This is a genomic window from Cupriavidus pauculus (assembly GCF_003854935.1).
Taxonomy (GTDB): Bacteria; Pseudomonadota; Gammaproteobacteria; order Burkholderiales; family Burkholderiaceae; genus Cupriavidus; species Cupriavidus pauculus_C.
In genome coordinates this window covers 1,189,998-1,207,821 of record NZ_CP033969.1, presented here as the reverse complement: position 1 = coordinate 1,207,821, position 17,824 = coordinate 1,189,998, and the positions used below count along the sequence as shown (strand labels likewise).

Sequence of the window (17,824 nt, the reverse complement as noted above, 5' to 3'; positions counted from 1 at the left end):
CCGCTGGCCCTCTCCCCCGGCCCCTCTCCCGCCATGGCGGGAGAGGGGAGACAACAGGCGGTGGCGTTCAGGCTCTACCGCTGGTTTCTGCTTCCCTCTTCAGACCTTGCCGCTGCTTTTTGCTCCCCTCTCCCGCCTGCGGGAGAGGGGCTGGGGGTGAGGGCGTTGAGCATCTGCTTGCCAACTGGTCGCAATTTGCACCGCTGGCCCTCTCCCCCGGCCCCTCTCCCGCCATGGCGGGAGAGGGGAGACAACAGGCAGTGGCGTTCAGGCTCTACCGCTGGTTTTTGCTTCCCCTCTTCAGACCTTGCCGCTGGTTTTTGCTCCCCTCTCCCGCCTGCGGGAGAGGGGCTGGGGGTGAGGGCGTTGAGCATCTGCTTGCCGACAGGTCGCAATTTGCACCGCTGGCCCTCTCCCCCGGCCCCTCTCCCGCGCTGCGGGAGAGGGGAGACAACAGGCGGTGGCGTTCAGGCTCTACCGCTGGTTTTTGCTTCCCTTCTTCAGACTGTGCCGATGGTTTTTGCTCCCCTCTCCCGCCTGCGGGAGAGGGGTTGGGGGAGAGGGCGTTGAGCGTCTGCTTGCCGACTGGTCGCAATTTGCACCGCTGGCCCTCACCCCCGGCCCCTCTCCCGCCATGGCGGGAGAGGGGAGACAACAGGCGGGGGCGTTCAGGCTCTACCGCTGGTTTCTGCTTCCCTCTTCAGACTTTGCCGATGGTTTTTGCGCCCCTCTCCCGCCTGCGGGAGAGGGGCTGGGGGTGAGGGCGTTGAGCATCTGCTTGCCGACTGGTCGCAATTTGCACCGCTGGCCCTCTCCCCCGGCCCCTCTCCCGCCATGGCGGGAGAGGGGAGACAACCGAACGCGGCGTTCGGGCTGAGCGGCCTCACTGCGCAGCCGGCGGGCTCGTCGATGCCGACGCTGACGGTGGCAGCGTTGCCCGTGCGTCGCCGACCATCCCGGCATCGCGCACGTCGGTCGGCACGGCGGGCCAGCCGCCGCCTAGCGACTTGTAAAGCCCTGCGGCGCTGGTCAGCACGTCGACCTGGCCCTGGATGGCGGCCAGTTGCACCGTAAATAGCTTCTGCCGCGCGTCGGTGACTTCGAGGTAGCTCGAATAGCCGCCCTCGTAGCGCGCGTTCGCCTGATCGGCGTAGATCGTCAGGCTTTGCTCCTGCTTGCGCAGGCTGGTGAGCCGGTTGCGGGTTTCCACGCCCGAGGCGAGCGATGTGTTCACGTCGGCCAGTGCGTTGATGACGCTGGACTGGTAGCCGAGCATCGCCTGCGCGCTGACGGCCTCGGCCGCGTTCACCTGGCCGCGGATGGCGCCGCCCTGGAACACCGGCTGGGTCAGGCCCGCGCCGAAGCCCCAGATCTGCGATGCGCTCTGCCAGAGCGCGCCCGGCGACGTTGCCAGTGCGCCGAAGAAGCCCGACAGGTTGACCGATGGCAGGAACAGCGCCCGCGCGGCGCCCACCTGGGCGTTGGCGGACACGGCCTGCTGCTCGGCCTGCAGGATGTCTGGCCGCCGGGCCAGCAGCGCCGCCGGGAGGTCGGCCCCCACGGCCGGAGCCTGGAGTTCCGTGATGGTCGCGCCGCGTTCCACCGGGCCCGGCTCGCGGCCCAGCAGGTAGGACAGCGCGTTCTCGGTCTGGGCGATCGACGCGCGCAGCGACGGGATCGTCGCCTCGGCCGAGTAGTAGTCGTTCTCGGACTGCGCCAGTTCCACCTGCGAGATCACGCCGCCTTCGTAGCGCTGCCGGAAGATGTCCAGCGCCTGGCCGCGCGTGGTCAGCGTCTGCTGGGCCACCTCCAACTGGGCGTCGAGCCCGCGCAGCGTGGCGTAGCCCTGCACCACCGCCGCCGCAAGCGACAGCACCACGCCGCGCCGCGCGTATTCGGCGTTCCACAGGTCCGCCTGCGCGGCCTCGGCCTGGCGGCGGATGCGGCCCCACAGGTCGATTTCCCAACTCGCGTTGAGCAGCGCCTCGTAGCTGTTCTGCGGGCCGCCGAACGACTGGAACGGCGTGCCGTTGAACGATCCGCTCTTCTGTCGTGCCGCCGATGCCGTGGCGTTGAGCTGCGGATAGAGGCCCGAGCGCGCGATCATCAGCCGGGCGCGGAACTCGTCGATGCGGGCCGATGCGATGCGCGCGTCGTAGTTGTTGCGCAGCGCGGTCTCGACCATCGCGGTCAGCACCGGGTCGTTGAACGCGTTCCACCAGTCGCCGTCGGCGGCCACGGTCAGCAGGCCGGTGTCGAGCCGGTAGGCCGGCGGCTGCGCCACCTCGGGGCGTTCGTAGTCGGGTCCGATGGCGCAGCCCGTCATCAGGCCCGCGCCCAGGGCCATCGCCACGCAGCGGCAGGTACGGTTGGTCATGATGGTTCTCCTGCGGGAGGCGTGGGCGGCGTGGTGGGGGTGGTGGCGGCTTCCGGCGTGCGCCGGCGCTTGCGGGCAGCCCACTTGTCCGCTGCGGTGCCGACGAGCCACGAGAACAACGGTACGAACAGCAGCGCCAGCGTGGTGGCGGCGATCATGCCGCCGATGATGCCGGTGCCGATGGAATGGCGCGAGTTCGAGCCCGCGCCCGACGCGATGAACAGCGGCACCGCGCCCAGGATGAACGCCAGCGACGTCATCACGATCGGGCGCAGCCGCAGCTTGGCGGCCTCCACGGCCGCGTCGGCGTGCGACAGCCCTTCCTTGTGCTTCATCACCGCGAACTCGACGATCAGGATCGCGTTCTTGGCCGCCAGCCCGATCAGCGTGACCAGCCCGATCTGGAAGTACACGTCGTTGGACAGCCCGCGCAGCAGGATGGCCAGCAGCGCGCCGAAGATGCCGAACGGCACGGCGGTCAGGATCGACAGCGGCAGCGACCACGACTCGTACTGCGCGGCCAGGATCAGGAACACCATGACGATGCCGAACACGAACACGATGGTGGTGGTGTTGCCCGACTTCTTTTGCTCGAACGCCTCGCCGCTCCACGCAAAGCCGTAGCCGGCCGGCAGCGTCTCGCGCGCCACGGCCTCCATGGCGGCCAGCGCCTGGCCCGAACTGTAGCCGGGCGCGGCGTCGCCGGTGATCTTGGCGGCCGGGAAGTTATTGAAGCGCGACAGCAGGTCTGGCCCGCTGCCGTAGCGGTTCAGCAGCAGCCCGGAGACCGGCACCATCTTGTCGTCGCGGCCGCGCACGTACAGGTACTCCAGGTCGTTCGGCGTGCCGCGGAACTGCGGCTCGGCCTGCAGGATCACCTGCCAGACGCGGCTGTACTGCGAGAACTGGCTCACGTAGAGCGATCCGAACTGCGTCTGCAGCGTGCCGTAGACATCGGCAATCGGCACGCCCATGGTCTCGGCCTTCTCCTTGTCCACCTCCACGCGCATCTGGCGCGATGCCGACTGGATGGTGCTGGTCAGGCGCCCCAGCTCCGGATGACCGGCCGCCGCCTTGATGAAGTTGCGCGTCGCGGCTTCCAGCTCGGCCGTGTTGCCGGTGCCCCGGCTCTGCACCCAGAACTCGAACCCGCCCTGCGAGCCCAGCCCCGGGATCGACGGCGGGTTCACCGGGATGATGACGGCCTCGGGAATGGCGCGCAGCTTCGGCGTCATGGCCTGCAGCATGGCCGGCACGCCCAGGTCGGCCGTGTCACGCTGCTTGAAGCTCTTCATGCCGACGAAGACCGTGCCGGCGTTGGTCTTGTACTGGCTGTCGATGAAGCTGTAGCCGGACAGCGCCGAGGCGTCCTCCACGGCCGGGTGCTCGCGGAACATGGCCGCCACCTGCTCGGTCACCTTCTCGGTCCGGTCCAGGCTGGCCGAGTCCGGCATGATCACGGCCACCAGCACGTAGCCCTGGTCCTCGGCCGGCACGAACGCGGTGGGGATGCGCGAGAACATCTGCCAGACCGCGACGATCATCACCGCGAACAGCACCAGCGCCAGCACCACGCGGCGCATGAACCCGCGCACCCAGTTGCCGTAGTGGTGCACCAGCCGGTCGAATTTGGTGTTGAACCAGACGAAGCCGCGCCATGGCGTGTGGTGGCCGGGCTTGAGGATCATGGCGGCCAGCGCCGGCGACAGCGTCAGCGCGCAGAAGCCCGAGATCACCACCGACACGACGATCGTCAGCGCGAACTGCCGGTAGAGCTGGCCCGTGGTGCCCGAGACGAACGCCACCGGGATGAACACGGCCGACAGCACCAGCACGATGGCGATGACCGGGCCGGTCACCTCCTCCATCGCGCGCAGCGTGGCGTCGCGCGGCGACAGGTGGAATTCGGACATGTTGCGCTCGACGTTCTCGACCACCACGATGGCGTCGTCCACCACGATGCCGATGGCCAGCACCAGCGCGAACAGCGTGAGCAGGTTGATCGAGAAACCCAGCGCCAGCAGCCCGGCAAAGGTGCCGATGATCGACACGAACACGGCCAGCACCGGGATCACCGTGGCGCGGAAGTTCTGCAGGAAGATGAAGACCACCAGCACCACCAGGATCACGGCCTCCACCAGCGTGTGGACCACTTCCTCGATCGACGCGCTGACGAATTCCGTGGTATCCAGCGACACCTTGTAGGCCATGCCGGCCGGGAACGTCTTCGACATCTCGTCGAGCGTCTGCTTGACGTCCTTGGCCACCTGGATCGCGTTGGAGCCGGGCTGCTGGTAGACCGCGATGATCGTCGCCGCCTTGCTGTTCAGCGACGAGCGCAGCGTGTACTGCTGCTGGCCGATCTCGGCGTGGCCCACGTCGCGCAGCCGCACGATGGCGGCGCCCTGGCTGTCGGCGCGCAGGATGATGTTGTCGAACTGCTCGGGCGTGGTCAGCCGCCCCGGCGTGACCAGCGGGAACGACAGCTCCACCGGGCGCGCGTTGGGCGCCTGCCCCACGCTGCCGGCGCCGAACTGCTCGTTTTGGCTCTGCACGGCGCGCTGCACGTCCTGCGCGGTGATGCCCAGCGCGGCCATGCGGTCCGGGCGCAGCCAGATCCGCATGGCCAGGTCCGCCGAGCCCATGATCTGCGCCTGGTTGGCGCCGTTCACGCGCTTGATGGCGTCCAGCACGTACAGGTTGGCGTAGTTGTTGATGTACTGCTGGTCGAAGCGGCCGTCCGGCGAGTACACGGCGATCAGCAACAGGAAGCTCGACGACCGCTTCTGCACGTTGATGCCGGTCTTCTGCACCGTGTCGGGCAACTGCGGCAGCGCCAGGTTCACGCGGTTCTGCACCTGCACCTGCGCGGTGTCCGGGTCCGTGCCGATGTCGAAATAGACGTTCAGCGTCATCGACCCCGTGGGCGACGACGTGGACTGCATGTAGATCATGTTGTCCGCGCCGTTGACCTGGGTCTCGATCGGCGCGGCCACGGTCTGGGCCACGGTGTCGGAGTCGGCGCCCGCGTAGGTGGCGCTGACCGTCACCTGGGGCGGCGTGATGTCCGGGTACTGGGCGATGGGCAGCGCGAACATCGCCACCCCGCCGCCGATGACGATGATCAGCGACACCACCATCGCGAAGATGGGCCGGTTGACGCAGAAGGCTGAGAGCATGGCGGCCTCCGGCTCAGGTCCTGGCGGCCGGCGCCGAGGCCGGGGCGGCACCGGGCGCCGACGCACCGGGCACGCCCGGCGCACCCGACGCACCCGATGCGCCCGACGCGGGCCGGCTGCCCTCGCCCACGGCCGCCAGCGGCGCCTCGCCGGTCACGCGCACCGGCGCGCCCTCGGTCAGCTTGCCGGCGCCGTCCACCACCACCACCTCGCCCGGCTGCAGGCCCTTGGCGATGCGCCACATCGACCCGGACAGCTCGCCCACCATCACCGGGCGCGGCAACGCCTTGTTGTCCTTGTCGACGACGAACACGACGTCGCCCTTGGGCCCGTGCATGACCGCGCGCTGCGGCACCACGATGGCACCGGGCCGCCGCGCGCCTTCCACCAGCACGCGCACGAACTGGCCGGGGCGCAGCACGCCGTCCGGGTTGGGCATTAGCGCGCGCACCAGGAACGTGCCGGTCTTCTCGTTGTAGGTGGCGTCGGCAAACGTGATGCGGCCCTTGTGCGGGTACGCGCTGCCATCGGCCATGACCACGGTCACGGTGTAGTGCTGGTCATCGGGCACGACCAGCGACTTGTCCTGGCGCTGGGCGCGGAACTGCAGCGTCTGCGGCTCCGACACGCTGAAATTGATCCGCATCGGCTGCAGCGTCGATACCGTCGTCAGCAGGCTGTTGGTGGTGCTGACGTAGGCGCCTTCGGGCAGCACCGCGAAGCTGGACACGCCGTCCACGGGCGAGCGCACGTAGGTGTACGACAGGTTGAGCTGCTGGGTCTCCACCTCGGCGGTGGCCTGCTCCACGCCGGCCGACGCCTCGTGGAAGTTGCCGGTGGCGTCGTCCAGGTCTTTCTGCGACAGGGCGTTGCGCTCGGCCAGCGGCTTCACGCGCGACAGGTTGGCGCGCGCCACCTCCAGCCGGGCCTTCTGCTGCTGCAACTGCGCGCGGGCCGCGTCGAGCTGGGCCTGGAACGGCTTGTGGTCGATCTCGAACAGCAGCTGGTTGGCCTTGACCACCGAGCCTTCGGTGTAGTTGCGCTTGACCAGGAAGCCCGCCACGCGGGCGCGGATGTCGACGGCCTGGTCGCTCTGCGTCTGGCCGACGAAGTCGAACGTCACGGGCAGGTCCTGCGCGCGGGTCTGGAAGACCTGCACCGGCACCGGCTGCTGCGCCGCGGGCGGCGGCTCGGACTTGCCGCACGCCGCCAGCAAGACCATCGTCGTTACCAGACCCGCGAACCGGCGCACGCGCGCCGCCTGCACTGCCCTAGTCATCCGCCGCTCCCCTGTGGACCAGGCACGCGGACCGCGCCCGTGTAGTCGGCAGGTTATGTCCGCACAAAGTCTGCGGCCAATGAATCTTTTATTCGGGACGTTAAGGGAAATCGTCGATTCCGCCGCGGCCCCGGGCGCCGTCTTCGCCCCCTCCCCTTCCGCGCCTTCCGCGCCTGCCGCCTAGCGCCGGAACCCGTGGAACCGGCCGCCACCTCCGCCAAACCGCCCGCCGCCCGCGAAGCGGCCCTGCCATTGCTGCGCCGCCGCGTTGCCAAAGCGCTGCTGGCCAAGCTGGCGCGCCTGCCGCTGCTGGTCCAGCCGGCCCTGCATGTCCTGGTTGGGCTGCACCGGCTCCCAGCCGTTGCCGGTGTGCTTCTGCCAGCCGTCGTCGGTGTGCTGGTAGACGTTGCCGTCATGACCAGCATAGACATTGCCGTTGTTCCATACCACGGCGTTGTCCTTGTTCGGATTGGCCACGAAGCCACGGCTGCCGGCGGCGTACTGGCCGGTCTGCGTGTTGCCCGCGATGCCGGCCTCGCCGGCGGCCACGCGGCCGGTCTGCGCGTTGTAGCCCGCCGCCTGCCGGCCGGCCGCCACGTTGCCGGTGTATTCGTTGCCCACCACGCCGCCGCGCGCCGCCCCCTCGCGGCCGGTCGACGGGTTGGCGAACGACCCCTGGCGCCCCGCCGCGTAGTTGCCCGAGTACGGGTTGAAGGCCGCGCCCTGGCTGCCCTGGAAGCGGGCGCCGGTGGCGGCGTTGTAGCCGGCGCCAGCGGTGCCGCGCCACTGGGTACCCGTCCACGCGTTCCAGCCTTCCGCATGGGTCACGGTGCCCTGCCCCCATCGGCCATAGAAATTGGCCTGGTTGATGTTGACGAAGCTGGCGCCGCCGTACCAGAACGGGCCCCAGTACGGCACTGCCGCGCCCCAGATGGCGCCGGCCGCGAAGCCGAACGCAAACCCTTCGGCCACGCCGATGCCAAAGCCGGCCCCATAGCCGTACGTCACCGGATAGCCGTAGTAATAGGTGCCGACGTAGGGCGGGTAGACGTAGCCGGTGCCGTAGACCACGGTGCCGTCGGGATTGACCACCACGCCCAGGTAGCCGGGCGTGTAGCCCACCACCACGGTCGTGGGCGTGACCGAGTAGATCCGCACGTAGGTCACGTAGTACAGCGGCGAGCTGGGCGGGATCGTGTAGATGGCCGACGGGACCTCGGTGGCCACCTGCCACGGGCCGCCGGGCACGCTGGCGGTGAACCAGACGCCGTTGACCACGGCGTAGTAGTGCGACGGGTCGACCTCGATCACCGGGGTGCCGGTGTTGGCCGCGTAGCGCAGCGACGTGCCCGGGATCGACTCGAACCTGGGGGTGCCGTCGTAGGTGATGGCCGCCACGGCCTTGCTGCGCGAGACCGACGCGGTCTGCGGGATCGTCGCGGCAATCTCGGCCTCGCGCGCCTGCGGCGTGCCCGGCACCGACACCAGCACGTTGGCCTTGGGGTCCTGCGGCGAGATCCGCGCGAATTCGGCCGGCAACTGGGCGCCCGGCACGAATTCCCACGGGCCGTTGAGCATGGCCGCGCGGAACCAGCGGCCCGACAGCAGCACGTAGGTCTGGTTGCTCGACGGGTCGATGAAGACCGCGTGGTCGGCGTTCGACATCGTCAGCAGCCCGGTGCCGGCCACCGGCGTCATCTGCGGCTCGCCCGAGGTCAGGATCAGCTCGGCCGGGCGCGTGGCCATTAGCACGGCGGGCGGGCGCGGCGGCGTCTTGCCGTCGGCGGGCAGCATCGGATCGGGCCGGGCCCCGTCCTTGGCGGCCTTGATGCGGCTGGCGGCGCCCAGCACCGGGGCGGGCGGGTTCTGCACCGGTTCCCACGTGCCGCCGGCCGATTCCGAGCGGTACCAGTAGCCGGCCGCCTGCAGCCACAGCTCGCCGCCACCGTCGCGCAGCAGCAGCGCGCGGCTGTTGATGGCGCGCTCGAACGGGGTGCCGGGTACGTCGCGCCAGGCCGGATCGCCATCGACATGCGCCAGCAGGGTGGGCGTGGTGGCGAACAGGATCTGCGGCGCGTCGTTCTTGACCGGCACGCGCGCCGCCCGGGCCAGTTGCTGCGAGACGGCGTAGCTGGCCTGCAGTTCTTCCAGCGGCACGGTCAGGCCGGGCGCGGCCACGCGGTCGATCAGCGCCTGGCGCAGCTTGTCGGCGGCTTGGGGGCGGGTGGGCACGTCCACGCTGTCGATGCGGATGTTCGACAGCTGGACCAGCGACGACGGCTTGTCGATGTCGGCCAGGGCCGAGAACCGCGCCACGCCGTAGACCGGCGTGCCTTCGCGGGGCCCGATTGCCACGGCGGCGCGGCCGGAGAGCCGGTTGCCTTCCCATTTCTCGATCTCGGGCTGGTACAGCTCCACCTGTTCGCCGGCGGCCTCGAAGTGGCGCGGCCACGTGAGCGGGGCCAGCTTCTGGGCGGCCCCGGCCTGGGAGGCCGGCCGCGCGGCCAGTGTGGGCGGCGCGGCGGCCGCGAGCAGCGCGACGGCAATCAGGACCCGGCCAAGCGGGCGAGGCGTGGCAAAAGACATGGAAGCTCCGGCAATCGGCGACAGCTCAATCTAAATTAGTGGGGTTGCCGGAACAATGTGGGACGAAAACATTCAGGAGCTTTCCGTAAAACGGACAGATCACTTTTGGGCTGTCCGAGGGCGGGGAGCGCCGGTATCGTCCCGGGGGCAGGTTGCGAATTCGTCATCCGGCCCTTGAAGCCTGCCCGGCACAGCCTCACCTACACCCGAATCCGACTCCGCCCCCCCCTGCCATGAGTACCAGGCGCTCCCGCCGTTCCCTGCTCGTTCCCACCGCCATCGTTGGCCTGCTGCACGCCTATATCGGCGCCCGGCTGCTGCCCGCGCTGCCACTGCCGATGGCCGTCCACGCGCTGGCCGTGCTGTGGCTGGTGGCGTCGGCCCTGTTGATCCCGGCCGCGCTGATGGCGCGGCGCCTGGCCGGCGGCTGGGCCGACAAGCTGAGCTGGACCGGTATGCTGGCGATGGGATTTTTCTCATCTCTCCTGGTCCTGACCTTTGCACGCGACCTGTTCCTGCTGGTGGCGATGCTGGCGGGCTGGCAGCCGGCCGGGCTGGCGTTCTACAGCGCCACGGCCGTGGTCGGGCTGTCCGTCGCCGTGTCGGTCATCGGTTACTTCAACGCGCGCGGGCTGGCGCGGGTCAAGCGGGTGGACGTGCCGATCGCCGGGCTGCCCGATGCGTTCCACGGCTTCACGATTGCCCAGATCAGCGACATCCACGTGGGGCCGACGATCAAGGCGCCCTACCTGGACCGCATTGTCGACACCGTGAACGGGCTCAAGCCCGACGCCATCGCCGTGACCGGCGACCTGGTGGACGGGTCGGTGCGCGAGCTGGCGCCCCACACGGCGCCGTTCGCGCGGCTGTCGGCCCCGCATGGCGCCTACGTGGTGACCGGCAACCATGAGTACTACTCGGGCGCGGAGTCGTGGATCGAGGAACTGACGCGGTTGGGACTGCGGGTGCTGATGAACGAGCACGTGGTGGTGGCGCGCGGCGAGGCGTCGCTGGTGCTCGGCGGCGTGACCGATTTCACGGCGGGCGGCTTCATCGAGAGCCATCGCAGCGACCCGGCAAAGGCGCTGGACGGCGCCCCGGCCGGCGCCGCGGCCCGCGTGCTGTTTGCCCACCAGCCGCGCTCGGCCCCGGCGGCGGCGGCGGCCGGCTTCGACCTGCAGTTGTCAGGACACACCCATGGCGGCCAGTTCTGGCCCTGGAACCTGTTCGTGCCGATGCAGCAGCCCTATGTGCATGGGCTGAACCGGCACGACAACATGTGGATCTACGTGAGCCGCGGAACGGGCTACTGGGGTCCGCCGAAGCGGTTCGGGGCGCCGTCCGAGATCACGCTGGTACGGCTGGTGAAGGGGTAAGGCGGAGGGGTAAGGCGGTGCCGGTGTCTCCCGCTCCCGCAGGGCGGGAGACGCCGGTTTCGCCGATCAGCGCGAGATCGGCTTGTAGCGGATGCGCTTCGGCTTGGCGGCTTCCTCGCCCAGACGCTTCTTCTTGTCGGCTTCGTATTCCTGGTAGTTGCCGGGGAAGAACTCCACGTGCGAGTCGCCTTCGAACGCCAGGATGTGGGTGGCGATGCGGTCCAGGAACCAGCGGTCGTGGGAAATCACCATGACGCAGCCGGCGAACTCCAGCAGCGCGTCTTCCAGCGCGCGCAGCGTTTCCACGTCGAGGTCGTTCGACGGTTCATCCAGCAGCAGCACGTTGCCGCCCGCGATCAGCGTCTTGGCCATGTGCAGCCGGCCGCGCTCGCCGCCTGACAGCGTGCCCACGGTCTTCTGCTGGTCGCCGCCCTTGAAGTTGAAGCGGCCGATGTAGGCGCGCGACGGCGTCTCGTACTTGCCCACGGTCAGGATGTCCGACCCGCCCGAGATTTCCTCGAACACGGTCTTGTTGCCATCCAGCGCGTCGCGGCTCTGGTCGACGAACGCCATCTTGACCGTCGGCCCGATCTTGATCTCGCCGCTATCCGGCTGTTCCTTGCCGGTCAGCATCTTGAAGAAGGTGGACTTGCCGGCGCCGTTCGGGCCGATGATGCCGACGATGGCGCCCGGCGGCACCTTGAAGCTCAGGTTCTCGATCAGCATGCGGTCGCCAAACCCCTTGCTGACGTTGTCGAACTCGATCACCTCGTTGCCCAGGCGCTCGCCCACTGGGATGAAGATTTCCTGGGTTTCGTTGCGCTTCTGGTATTCCTGGCTGTTCAGCTCGTCAAAGCGGGCCAGACGCGCCTTGGACTTGGCCTGGCGGCCCTTCGGGTTCTGGCGCACCCATTCCAGTTCCTTGTTCAGCGCCTTCTGGCGGGCCGATTCACTGGCCTCTTCCTGCTTCAGGCGGTTTTCCTTCTGCTCCAGCCACGAGCTGTAGTTGCCCTTCCACGGAATGCCGTGGCCGCGGTCCAGTTCCAGGATCCACTCGGCGGCGTTGTCCAGGAAGTAGCGGTCGTGGGTGACGGCCACCACGGTGCCGGGGAAGCGCGTGAGGAACTGTTCGAGCCAGTCCACCGATTCGGCGTCGAGGTGGTTGGTGGGTTCGTCGAGCAGCAGCATGTCGGGGCGCGACAGCAGCAGGCGGCACAGCGCCACGCGGCGCTTCTCGCCGCCCGACAGGTGCCCGATCTTGGCGTCCCACGGCGGCAGGCGCAGCGCATCGGCGGCGATGTCGAGCTGGAGCTCGGCATTGTTGCCGTCGCTGGCGGCCAGGATCGCCTCGTACTTGGCCTGGTCGGCGGCCAGCGCGTCAAAGTCGGCGTCCGGCTCGGCGTAGGCCGCGTAGATCTCGTCGAGCTTCTTGCGCGCCTCGAACACGCCGCCCAGGGCCGCTTCGACCGATTCGCGCACGGTCTGCTCGGGGTCGAGCTGCGGCTCCTGCGGCAGGTAGCCGATGTTCAGGTTCGGCATCGGCGTGGCTTCGCCCTCGATCTCCTTGTCGAGGCCGGCCATGATCTTCAGCAGCGTGGACTTGCCCGAGCCGTTCAGGCCCAGCACGCCGATCTTGGCGCCGGGGAAGAACGACAGCGAGATGTCCTTGAGAATGTGACGCTTGGGCGGAACGATCTTGCCCACGCGGTTCATGGTGAAAACGTACTGTGCCATGAGGACCTGTTCGGTTTGGATTCGGTTGGGATTCGGGGAATGGCGGCAGTGTAGCAAACGGGCCGGCGGCCGATGGGGCGTCCCACGCCGGCCGGGCGGCGCCGGTACAATGCCGGGTTCCGCCTCGCGCGCCGTTTTCAGCCGAATCCCATGAGCAAACCCGCCCTGACCCTGAAGTTCAAGTGCAAGAAGTGCACCAAACCCGTCACGCTGTACCTGCAGAAGACGTCGGCCTGCTCGCACATCACGCCGTACCAGGGCTTCTGCAAGTGTGGCGAGATGATGCGCCACGCCACCGGCGACAAGGACGCCGTCGATTCCTTCGTGAACTCGCTGGACAACAGCTGGATGCACCACCACCATCACCACCACTGACCCGGCCGTGAACCAGGACTGGCGGCCGGGCGCAAAGGACCCGATGCGATTCCTGGGCGGCTATCCGCCCAACGTGCTCGACCAGGTGCGCGCCGCGATGGCGGCCGGCACGCTGGGCGACCACCTGGCGCGCCGCTATCCCGACCGGCACCTGGTCCAGACCGACCGCGCGCTCTACGACTACACCACCGAGATCAAGCAGGAATACCTGCGCAGCGCCCCGCCGCTGCACAAGGTGGGCTACGACGCCCGGCTGGACACGGCGCAGCATGCGCTGGGCCTGCATACGGCAATCTCGCGCGTGCAGGGCGGCAAGCTGAAGGCGAAGAAGGAGATCCGCGTGGCGTCGCTATTCAAGGACGCGCCGGCCGACTTCCTGCGGATGATCGTGGTGCACGAGCTGGCGCACCTCAAGGAATCGGATCACAACAAGGCGTTCTACCGGCTCTGCGAGCATATGGAGCCGCGCTATCACCAGCTGGAGTTCGATACCCGGCTGTACCTGGCGTGGCGCGAGATGGAGCGGGGACCGGCGCAGGCGTAGCCCGCCGGTCCGCGCCCCTGGCCCTGAACTTCACCGGGCCGGGGGCGCGGGCGCGATTACCGCGTCCGTTCAGTCGCAGCTATAGCGGAACTTGTCGTTCAGCGCCAGCGGCAGCACCAGCGACCGCAGGTTCAGCGCCCTGGCCTTGGCGCAGAGCTTCTGGCGCGTGGTGGCGTCCTTCCATTTCGCCTGGTACTCGACGTTGAACACGGGCTTGCCCTGTACCGTGAACGCCGAATAGCCGCTGCACTCGTTGTACTGGAAGCACTGCTCGTTGACCGCGAAGTCGAACGACGACGCCAGGTCGGCCAGTTGCGCGACGGCGTTCTTCAGCCCGATTGCCAGGCCCCGCGCGTGCGCCTGGTCGGCCAGGAAGCGGTTGTAGTTGAGCTGCGTGGCGGCCGTCAGCGGCAGGCCCGGGTTGTTGGTGTAGCCATCGACATTGTCGGCATCCACGCCGTCGCAGCCCTTGGACTTCGCCAGGTCCATGCGCGCCTGCATGATCGCCCGCACGTTGGCCGAGCGGGTATCGAGCCAGCGCTCGCCCGCCCAGCCGTCCAGCGCGTTGCCCATGTCGGACGGCTTGAACTTCGAATAGTCGGGCCGCCAGTTCTCGCTGCTGCCCGCCGAGAAATAGCAGACCACCCGCTTGCCCTGCGCCTTCAGCGCGTTGATGGTGGCCTGCGGTGTATCGAACAGGTCGATGTCGTAGACCGCCACGTTGTAGCTGGTGTTGATCGTGCCCTGGAGCTGGAGCTGCCAGGTGTCGTTCAGCGACGGCATCCAGCGCGTGGTGGCGGTGTCCACGGTGGTGACGGCCGTTGGCGCCAGCGTGGTGGCTTCGGACACCCGCACCACGGACCCACCGTCGTCGTCGCCGCCTCCGCCGCATGCGGCGAGCGTGGCGACGAGGGTTGCCGCGGCCAGTCGCGCAAGGCGGCGGCCTGCCAGTTTGCTATGCATGTTTGACCTCTCCTGTTGTACCCAACAAAAAAATGAACGGCGGATATGTTTTGCCCTTTTCAGGAAGGGTCGATGTTCCGCGTGTGCGGATTATGCGCGAGGCAGGCGCCGATGCCATCACCCTGTCATCGGACACCGCAACCCTTGACGGACCTGCCCCCCTCACCGTTATCGGACCCCCGGCGGCGTTCTGAAGCGGCACCCGGCCGCCGCCCGGCGGCCCCGGCAATGACTCCATGACGAGTCATTCCGTAACTAAAGCGACACATTCCCTCCTTAGTATCTGGCCGGCTAATCCCTACGGCACCGTCCGCACGGCGGCCGCCCCCACAAAAATCTGGAGGAATCCATGTCGTACATCACCGACAAGCTCCGCGCGCCGCGCCGCGACGCCGAGGGCAACAAGACCGTCCCGGGTCAGACGCTGGAAGAACTGGTGGCCGCCAACCCCGCACGCCGCCGCGTGCTGCGTGGCAGCCTGGGCGTCTCGCTGCTGTCCGCGTTCGGCGGCGGCACCCTGCTGGCTGCCTGCGGCGGCGACGACGACAACGGCGCCGCGCCGGCCCCGTCGCCCGCGCCGGCACCTGCCCCGGCCCCCGCGCCCGCCCCGGCACCGGGCCAGCAGCCGCTGGACTACAGCGTCAACTTCCAGTCGCTGCCGTCGAAGATCACGGCCAACCAGGTGACCGTGCCGGACACGTATGAAACGTACGTCCTGTTCTCGGCCGGCGACCCCGTCGCGGCAGGCGCGGCCGGCTACAAGGGCGCGTTCCAGACGTCGATGGAGACCGAGCAGCAGGCCGGCGGCAACCACGACGGCATGCATTTCTTCGAGATCCCCGGCGTCGATCCGCAAAAGGGCGGCCTGCTGGTGATGAACCACGAGGCCCCCGACGCGGCCATCCTGCTGCCCACCGCCTACAACGCCGCCACGGCCACGCCGGAGCAGAAACGCGTGGTGCTGTCGTCAGTCGGCGTCTCGGTCATCGAGGTGGAACTGGTGGCCGGCAAGTGGCAGGTCAAGCGCAACTCGCTCTACAACAAGCGCTACTCGGGCAACACGGCCTACCGTGTCTCGGGCCCGGCCGCCAGCGCGGTGGGCCCGGTGGTCATCGGCACGCTGAACAACTGCTCCAGCGGCCATACGCCGTGGGGCACGTACCTGACCTGCGAGGAAACCACCGACAACTACCTGGACCCGACCCAGCCCGACGAGGGCTACGGCTGGGTGGTGGAAATCGACCCGCTGCAGCAACTGTCCGGCCTGCCGGTCAAGCGCACCGCGATGGGCCGCTTTGACCACGAGAACACCGCGTTCATGGCCGACGCCAGCAACCGCGTGGCGTTCTACATGGGTGACGACGGCACGCCGGGCTGCATCTACAAGTTCATCCCGTCGAGCGCGTTCGACGCGACCAACCGCCTGAACAACGCCAGCCTGCTCGACAACGGCACGCTGTACGCCGCCCGCTTCAACGCCGACGGCACCGGCGACTGGATCGAACTGACCCAGGGCAAGAACGGCCTGGTGGCCGGCGCATCGGACCCGGGCAACTGGACCCAGGCCGCCCCGGGTGCCACGACGCCGGTGGCCATCGACTTCAACACCCAGGCCGACGTGCTGATCAACACCAAGGCCGCCGCCCGCGTGGCCGGCGCCACGCTGATGGACCGCCCGGAGTGGATCACGGTGGGCCAGGACAAGACGATCTACTGCACGCTGACCAACAACGGCGGCCGCGTGCAGACCGACGCAGCCAACCCGCGCGCCACCAACCCGCACGGCCACATCGTGCGCTGGCGCGAGGACGCCGATTCGCCGCTGGCAACCAAGTTCAAGTGGGAAATCCTGCTGCTGGCCGGCGACCCGTCCATCGCCGCCGCCAACCAGAAGGGCAACATCGTCGGCTCGACGTTCAGCAGCCCGGACGGCATCCGCGTCGACCCCAAGGGCCGCCTGTGGATCCAGACCGACGCCGGCACGGGGTCGTCTGTCACCAGCATCTTCGGCGCCAACTCGATGCACTACCTGGACCAGACCACGCGCCAGACGCGCCGCATCCTGGTCGGCCCGGTAGGCTGCGAGATCACCGGCATCGCCTACACGCCGGACCTGACCACGTTCTTCATCAACATCCAGCACCCGACCGGCACCGGCGCCGCCGGCGGCAACTGGCCGGACGCCAACCTGCCGTCGCGTTCGTCGACGGTGGTGCTGCGGCACAAGGAAGGGAAGCCGGTGGGGGCTTGATGGGGGTGAGTCGTCGGAGGAAAGCTAGAGCCCTCCACAGCTAGGAACTGATCACACGCCGCACGGGGGATTGCTCCCGGCGGCGTTCGTCTTTTTTGTTGTAGTCGACTTAAAGTTGACTGAAGTGCATCGAATCTGATGAAAATAGGGGGAATATGAGAACTAGAACCCTTCCATGCCCCTTAAGTCGAATACGCCATCTCTTCTGCCTGACAACGCAAGTCTCACCAAGGACGCTGTGACAGGTAGCACCGTTAAGCGCAATCCCGTTTGGTCCCGCGACGAATTGCTCCTGGCGCTTCAGTTGTACTTGACGCATCGCTCCGCTCCACCCAGCAAGGACAGCCCCGAGGTGGCTGCGCTCTCTCTTACTTTAAATAAGATGGGCACAACCTTAGGTCTGGGACATGACGGCTCATACCGCAATAGAAACGGCGTCTACATGAAAATGATGAACTTCCGCCGCTTCGATCCCGAATACACGAAAAACGGAAAAGTTGGGCTTGCTAGGGGCAATAAAGACGAAGAGATCGTATGGGCGAGATATGCCGGCAACCCACTTGAACTATCCCTGGTATGTAGGGCAATTATTCAAGCTATCGATGACCCGTTAAATGGCGCTGGCCTTGGTCCGGAAGAGCCTGAAGTCGCAGAAGCCGAAGAGGGCCGGATACTTACTCGCATGCACCGCGTACGTGAACGAAGCCGCGCTTTAGTACTTGCCGCTAAAGCAGCTGCGAGAAAGAAGTATGGCCGCCTTTGCTGCGAGGCCTGCGGCTTTGACTTCGAAGCGGAGTACGGCAACCGCGGCGCTAACATTATTGATGTCCACCACACTCGGCCACTTCACTCGCTAGCAGAAGGCGGGATTACACGGTTGGATGAGCTTGCACTACTTTGCGCTAATTGCCACAGGGTAGTACATGCATCACGCCCATGGCTGAGCGTGGAAGAGCTTGCCGAGATCATCAAGAGCGAACGTCGGTAGCCCCTGACGCTCAGATTGCGGGGGACAAATAAAAAGGGTTACGCAAAGCTCGCGTAACCCCTTGAATTCGTTGGTGCCGGCTGCAGGACTCACATTCCGCCTTACATCCCCCAAAACTTCGCCGTTATCTGGATGTGAGTATTTTATGTGCCCCCAGACATGCCCCCAAATT

Annotated in this window: 11 protein-coding genes; 5 read left to right on the top strand and 6 right to left on the bottom strand. The window is 67.7% G+C overall.

All coding sequences use genetic code 11. The annotated features are described in order from the left end of the window. Positions 1-883: 883 nt before the first annotated feature. The 4 genes from EHF44_RS07270 to EHF44_RS07255 form a co-directional block, all read right to left on the bottom strand. Positions 884-2,377: an efflux transporter outer membrane subunit gene (locus EHF44_RS07270; protein WP_124683119.1), complete on the bottom strand. Its 1,494-nt coding sequence runs from the start codon at positions 2,375-2,377 to the stop codon at positions 884-886. Further along, positions 2,374-5,556 (bottom strand): efflux RND transporter permease subunit, encoded by a 3,183-nt coding sequence (locus EHF44_RS07265; protein WP_124683118.1) that lies wholly within the window; start codon positions 5,554-5,556, stop codon positions 2,374-2,376. Before EHF44_RS07265 ends, EHF44_RS07270 begins: the two co-directional genes overlap by 4 nt. Positions 5,557-5,569: 13 nt before the next feature. Then, positions 5,570-6,835, bottom strand: coding sequence for an efflux RND transporter periplasmic adaptor subunit (locus tag EHF44_RS07260; protein ID WP_124683117.1), 1,266 nt, complete (start codon positions 6,833-6,835; stop codon positions 5,570-5,572). A 180-nt stretch (positions 6,836-7,015) separates the two neighbouring features. Then, the gene (locus EHF44_RS07255) at positions 7,016-9,421 is read right to left on the bottom strand and encodes a carbohydrate-binding family V/XII (protein ID WP_124683116.1); all 2,406 of its coding nucleotides are present in this window, start codon (positions 9,419-9,421) and stop codon (positions 7,016-7,018) included. 233 nt (positions 9,422-9,654) lie between these two features. On the opposite strand from EHF44_RS07255, the gene EHF44_RS07250 reads away from it, so the two are divergent. Further along, positions 9,655-10,797: a metallophosphoesterase gene (locus EHF44_RS07250; protein WP_124683115.1), complete on the top strand. Its 1,143-nt coding sequence runs from the start codon at positions 9,655-9,657 to the stop codon at positions 10,795-10,797. Between the two features lie 66 nt (positions 10,798-10,863). Here the strand turns inward: EHF44_RS07250 and ettA are convergent, their stop codons facing one another. Then, positions 10,864-12,531 (bottom strand): energy-dependent translational throttle protein EttA, encoded by a 1,668-nt coding sequence (ettA, locus tag EHF44_RS07245; RefSeq protein ID WP_124683114.1) that lies wholly within the window; start codon positions 12,529-12,531, stop codon positions 10,864-10,866. Between the two features lie 150 nt (positions 12,532-12,681). Here ettA and EHF44_RS07240 point away from each other — a divergent pair, with 150 nt between their 5' ends. Both EHF44_RS07240 and EHF44_RS07235 read left to right on the top strand, forming a co-directional pair. Further along, positions 12,682-12,906 (top strand): hypothetical protein, encoded by a 225-nt coding sequence (locus tag EHF44_RS07240; RefSeq protein ID WP_124683113.1) that lies wholly within the window; start codon positions 12,682-12,684, stop codon positions 12,904-12,906. 43 nt (positions 12,907-12,949) lie between these two features. After that, positions 12,950-13,450, top strand: coding sequence for a M48 family metallopeptidase (locus EHF44_RS07235; protein ID WP_124685024.1), 501 nt, complete (start codon positions 12,950-12,952; stop codon positions 13,448-13,450). Positions 13,451-13,519: 69 nt separating this feature from the next. On the opposite strand, the gene EHF44_RS07230 is transcribed toward EHF44_RS07235, so the two are convergent. Continuing rightward, positions 13,520-14,413, bottom strand: a complete 894-nt coding sequence (locus EHF44_RS07230) for an endo alpha-1,4 polygalactosaminidase (RefSeq protein ID WP_124683112.1) — start codon at positions 14,411-14,413, stop codon at positions 13,520-13,522. Between the two features lie 349 nt (positions 14,414-14,762). On the opposite strand from EHF44_RS07230, the gene EHF44_RS07225 reads away from it, so the two are divergent. Both EHF44_RS07225 and EHF44_RS07220 read left to right on the top strand, forming a co-directional pair. Next, entirely contained in the window at positions 14,763-16,664 is a 1,902-nt protein-coding gene (locus EHF44_RS07225) for a PhoX family protein (RefSeq protein WP_124683111.1), read from the top strand. A gap of 175 nt (positions 16,665-16,839) precedes the next feature. Next, positions 16,840-17,652 carry an HNH endonuclease gene (locus tag EHF44_RS07220; protein WP_124683110.1) on the top strand — a complete coding sequence of 271 codons (813 nt, stop codon included), beginning with the start codon at positions 16,840-16,842 and terminating at the stop codon, positions 17,650-17,652. The last annotated feature ends 172 nt before the right edge of the window (positions 17,653-17,824 follow it).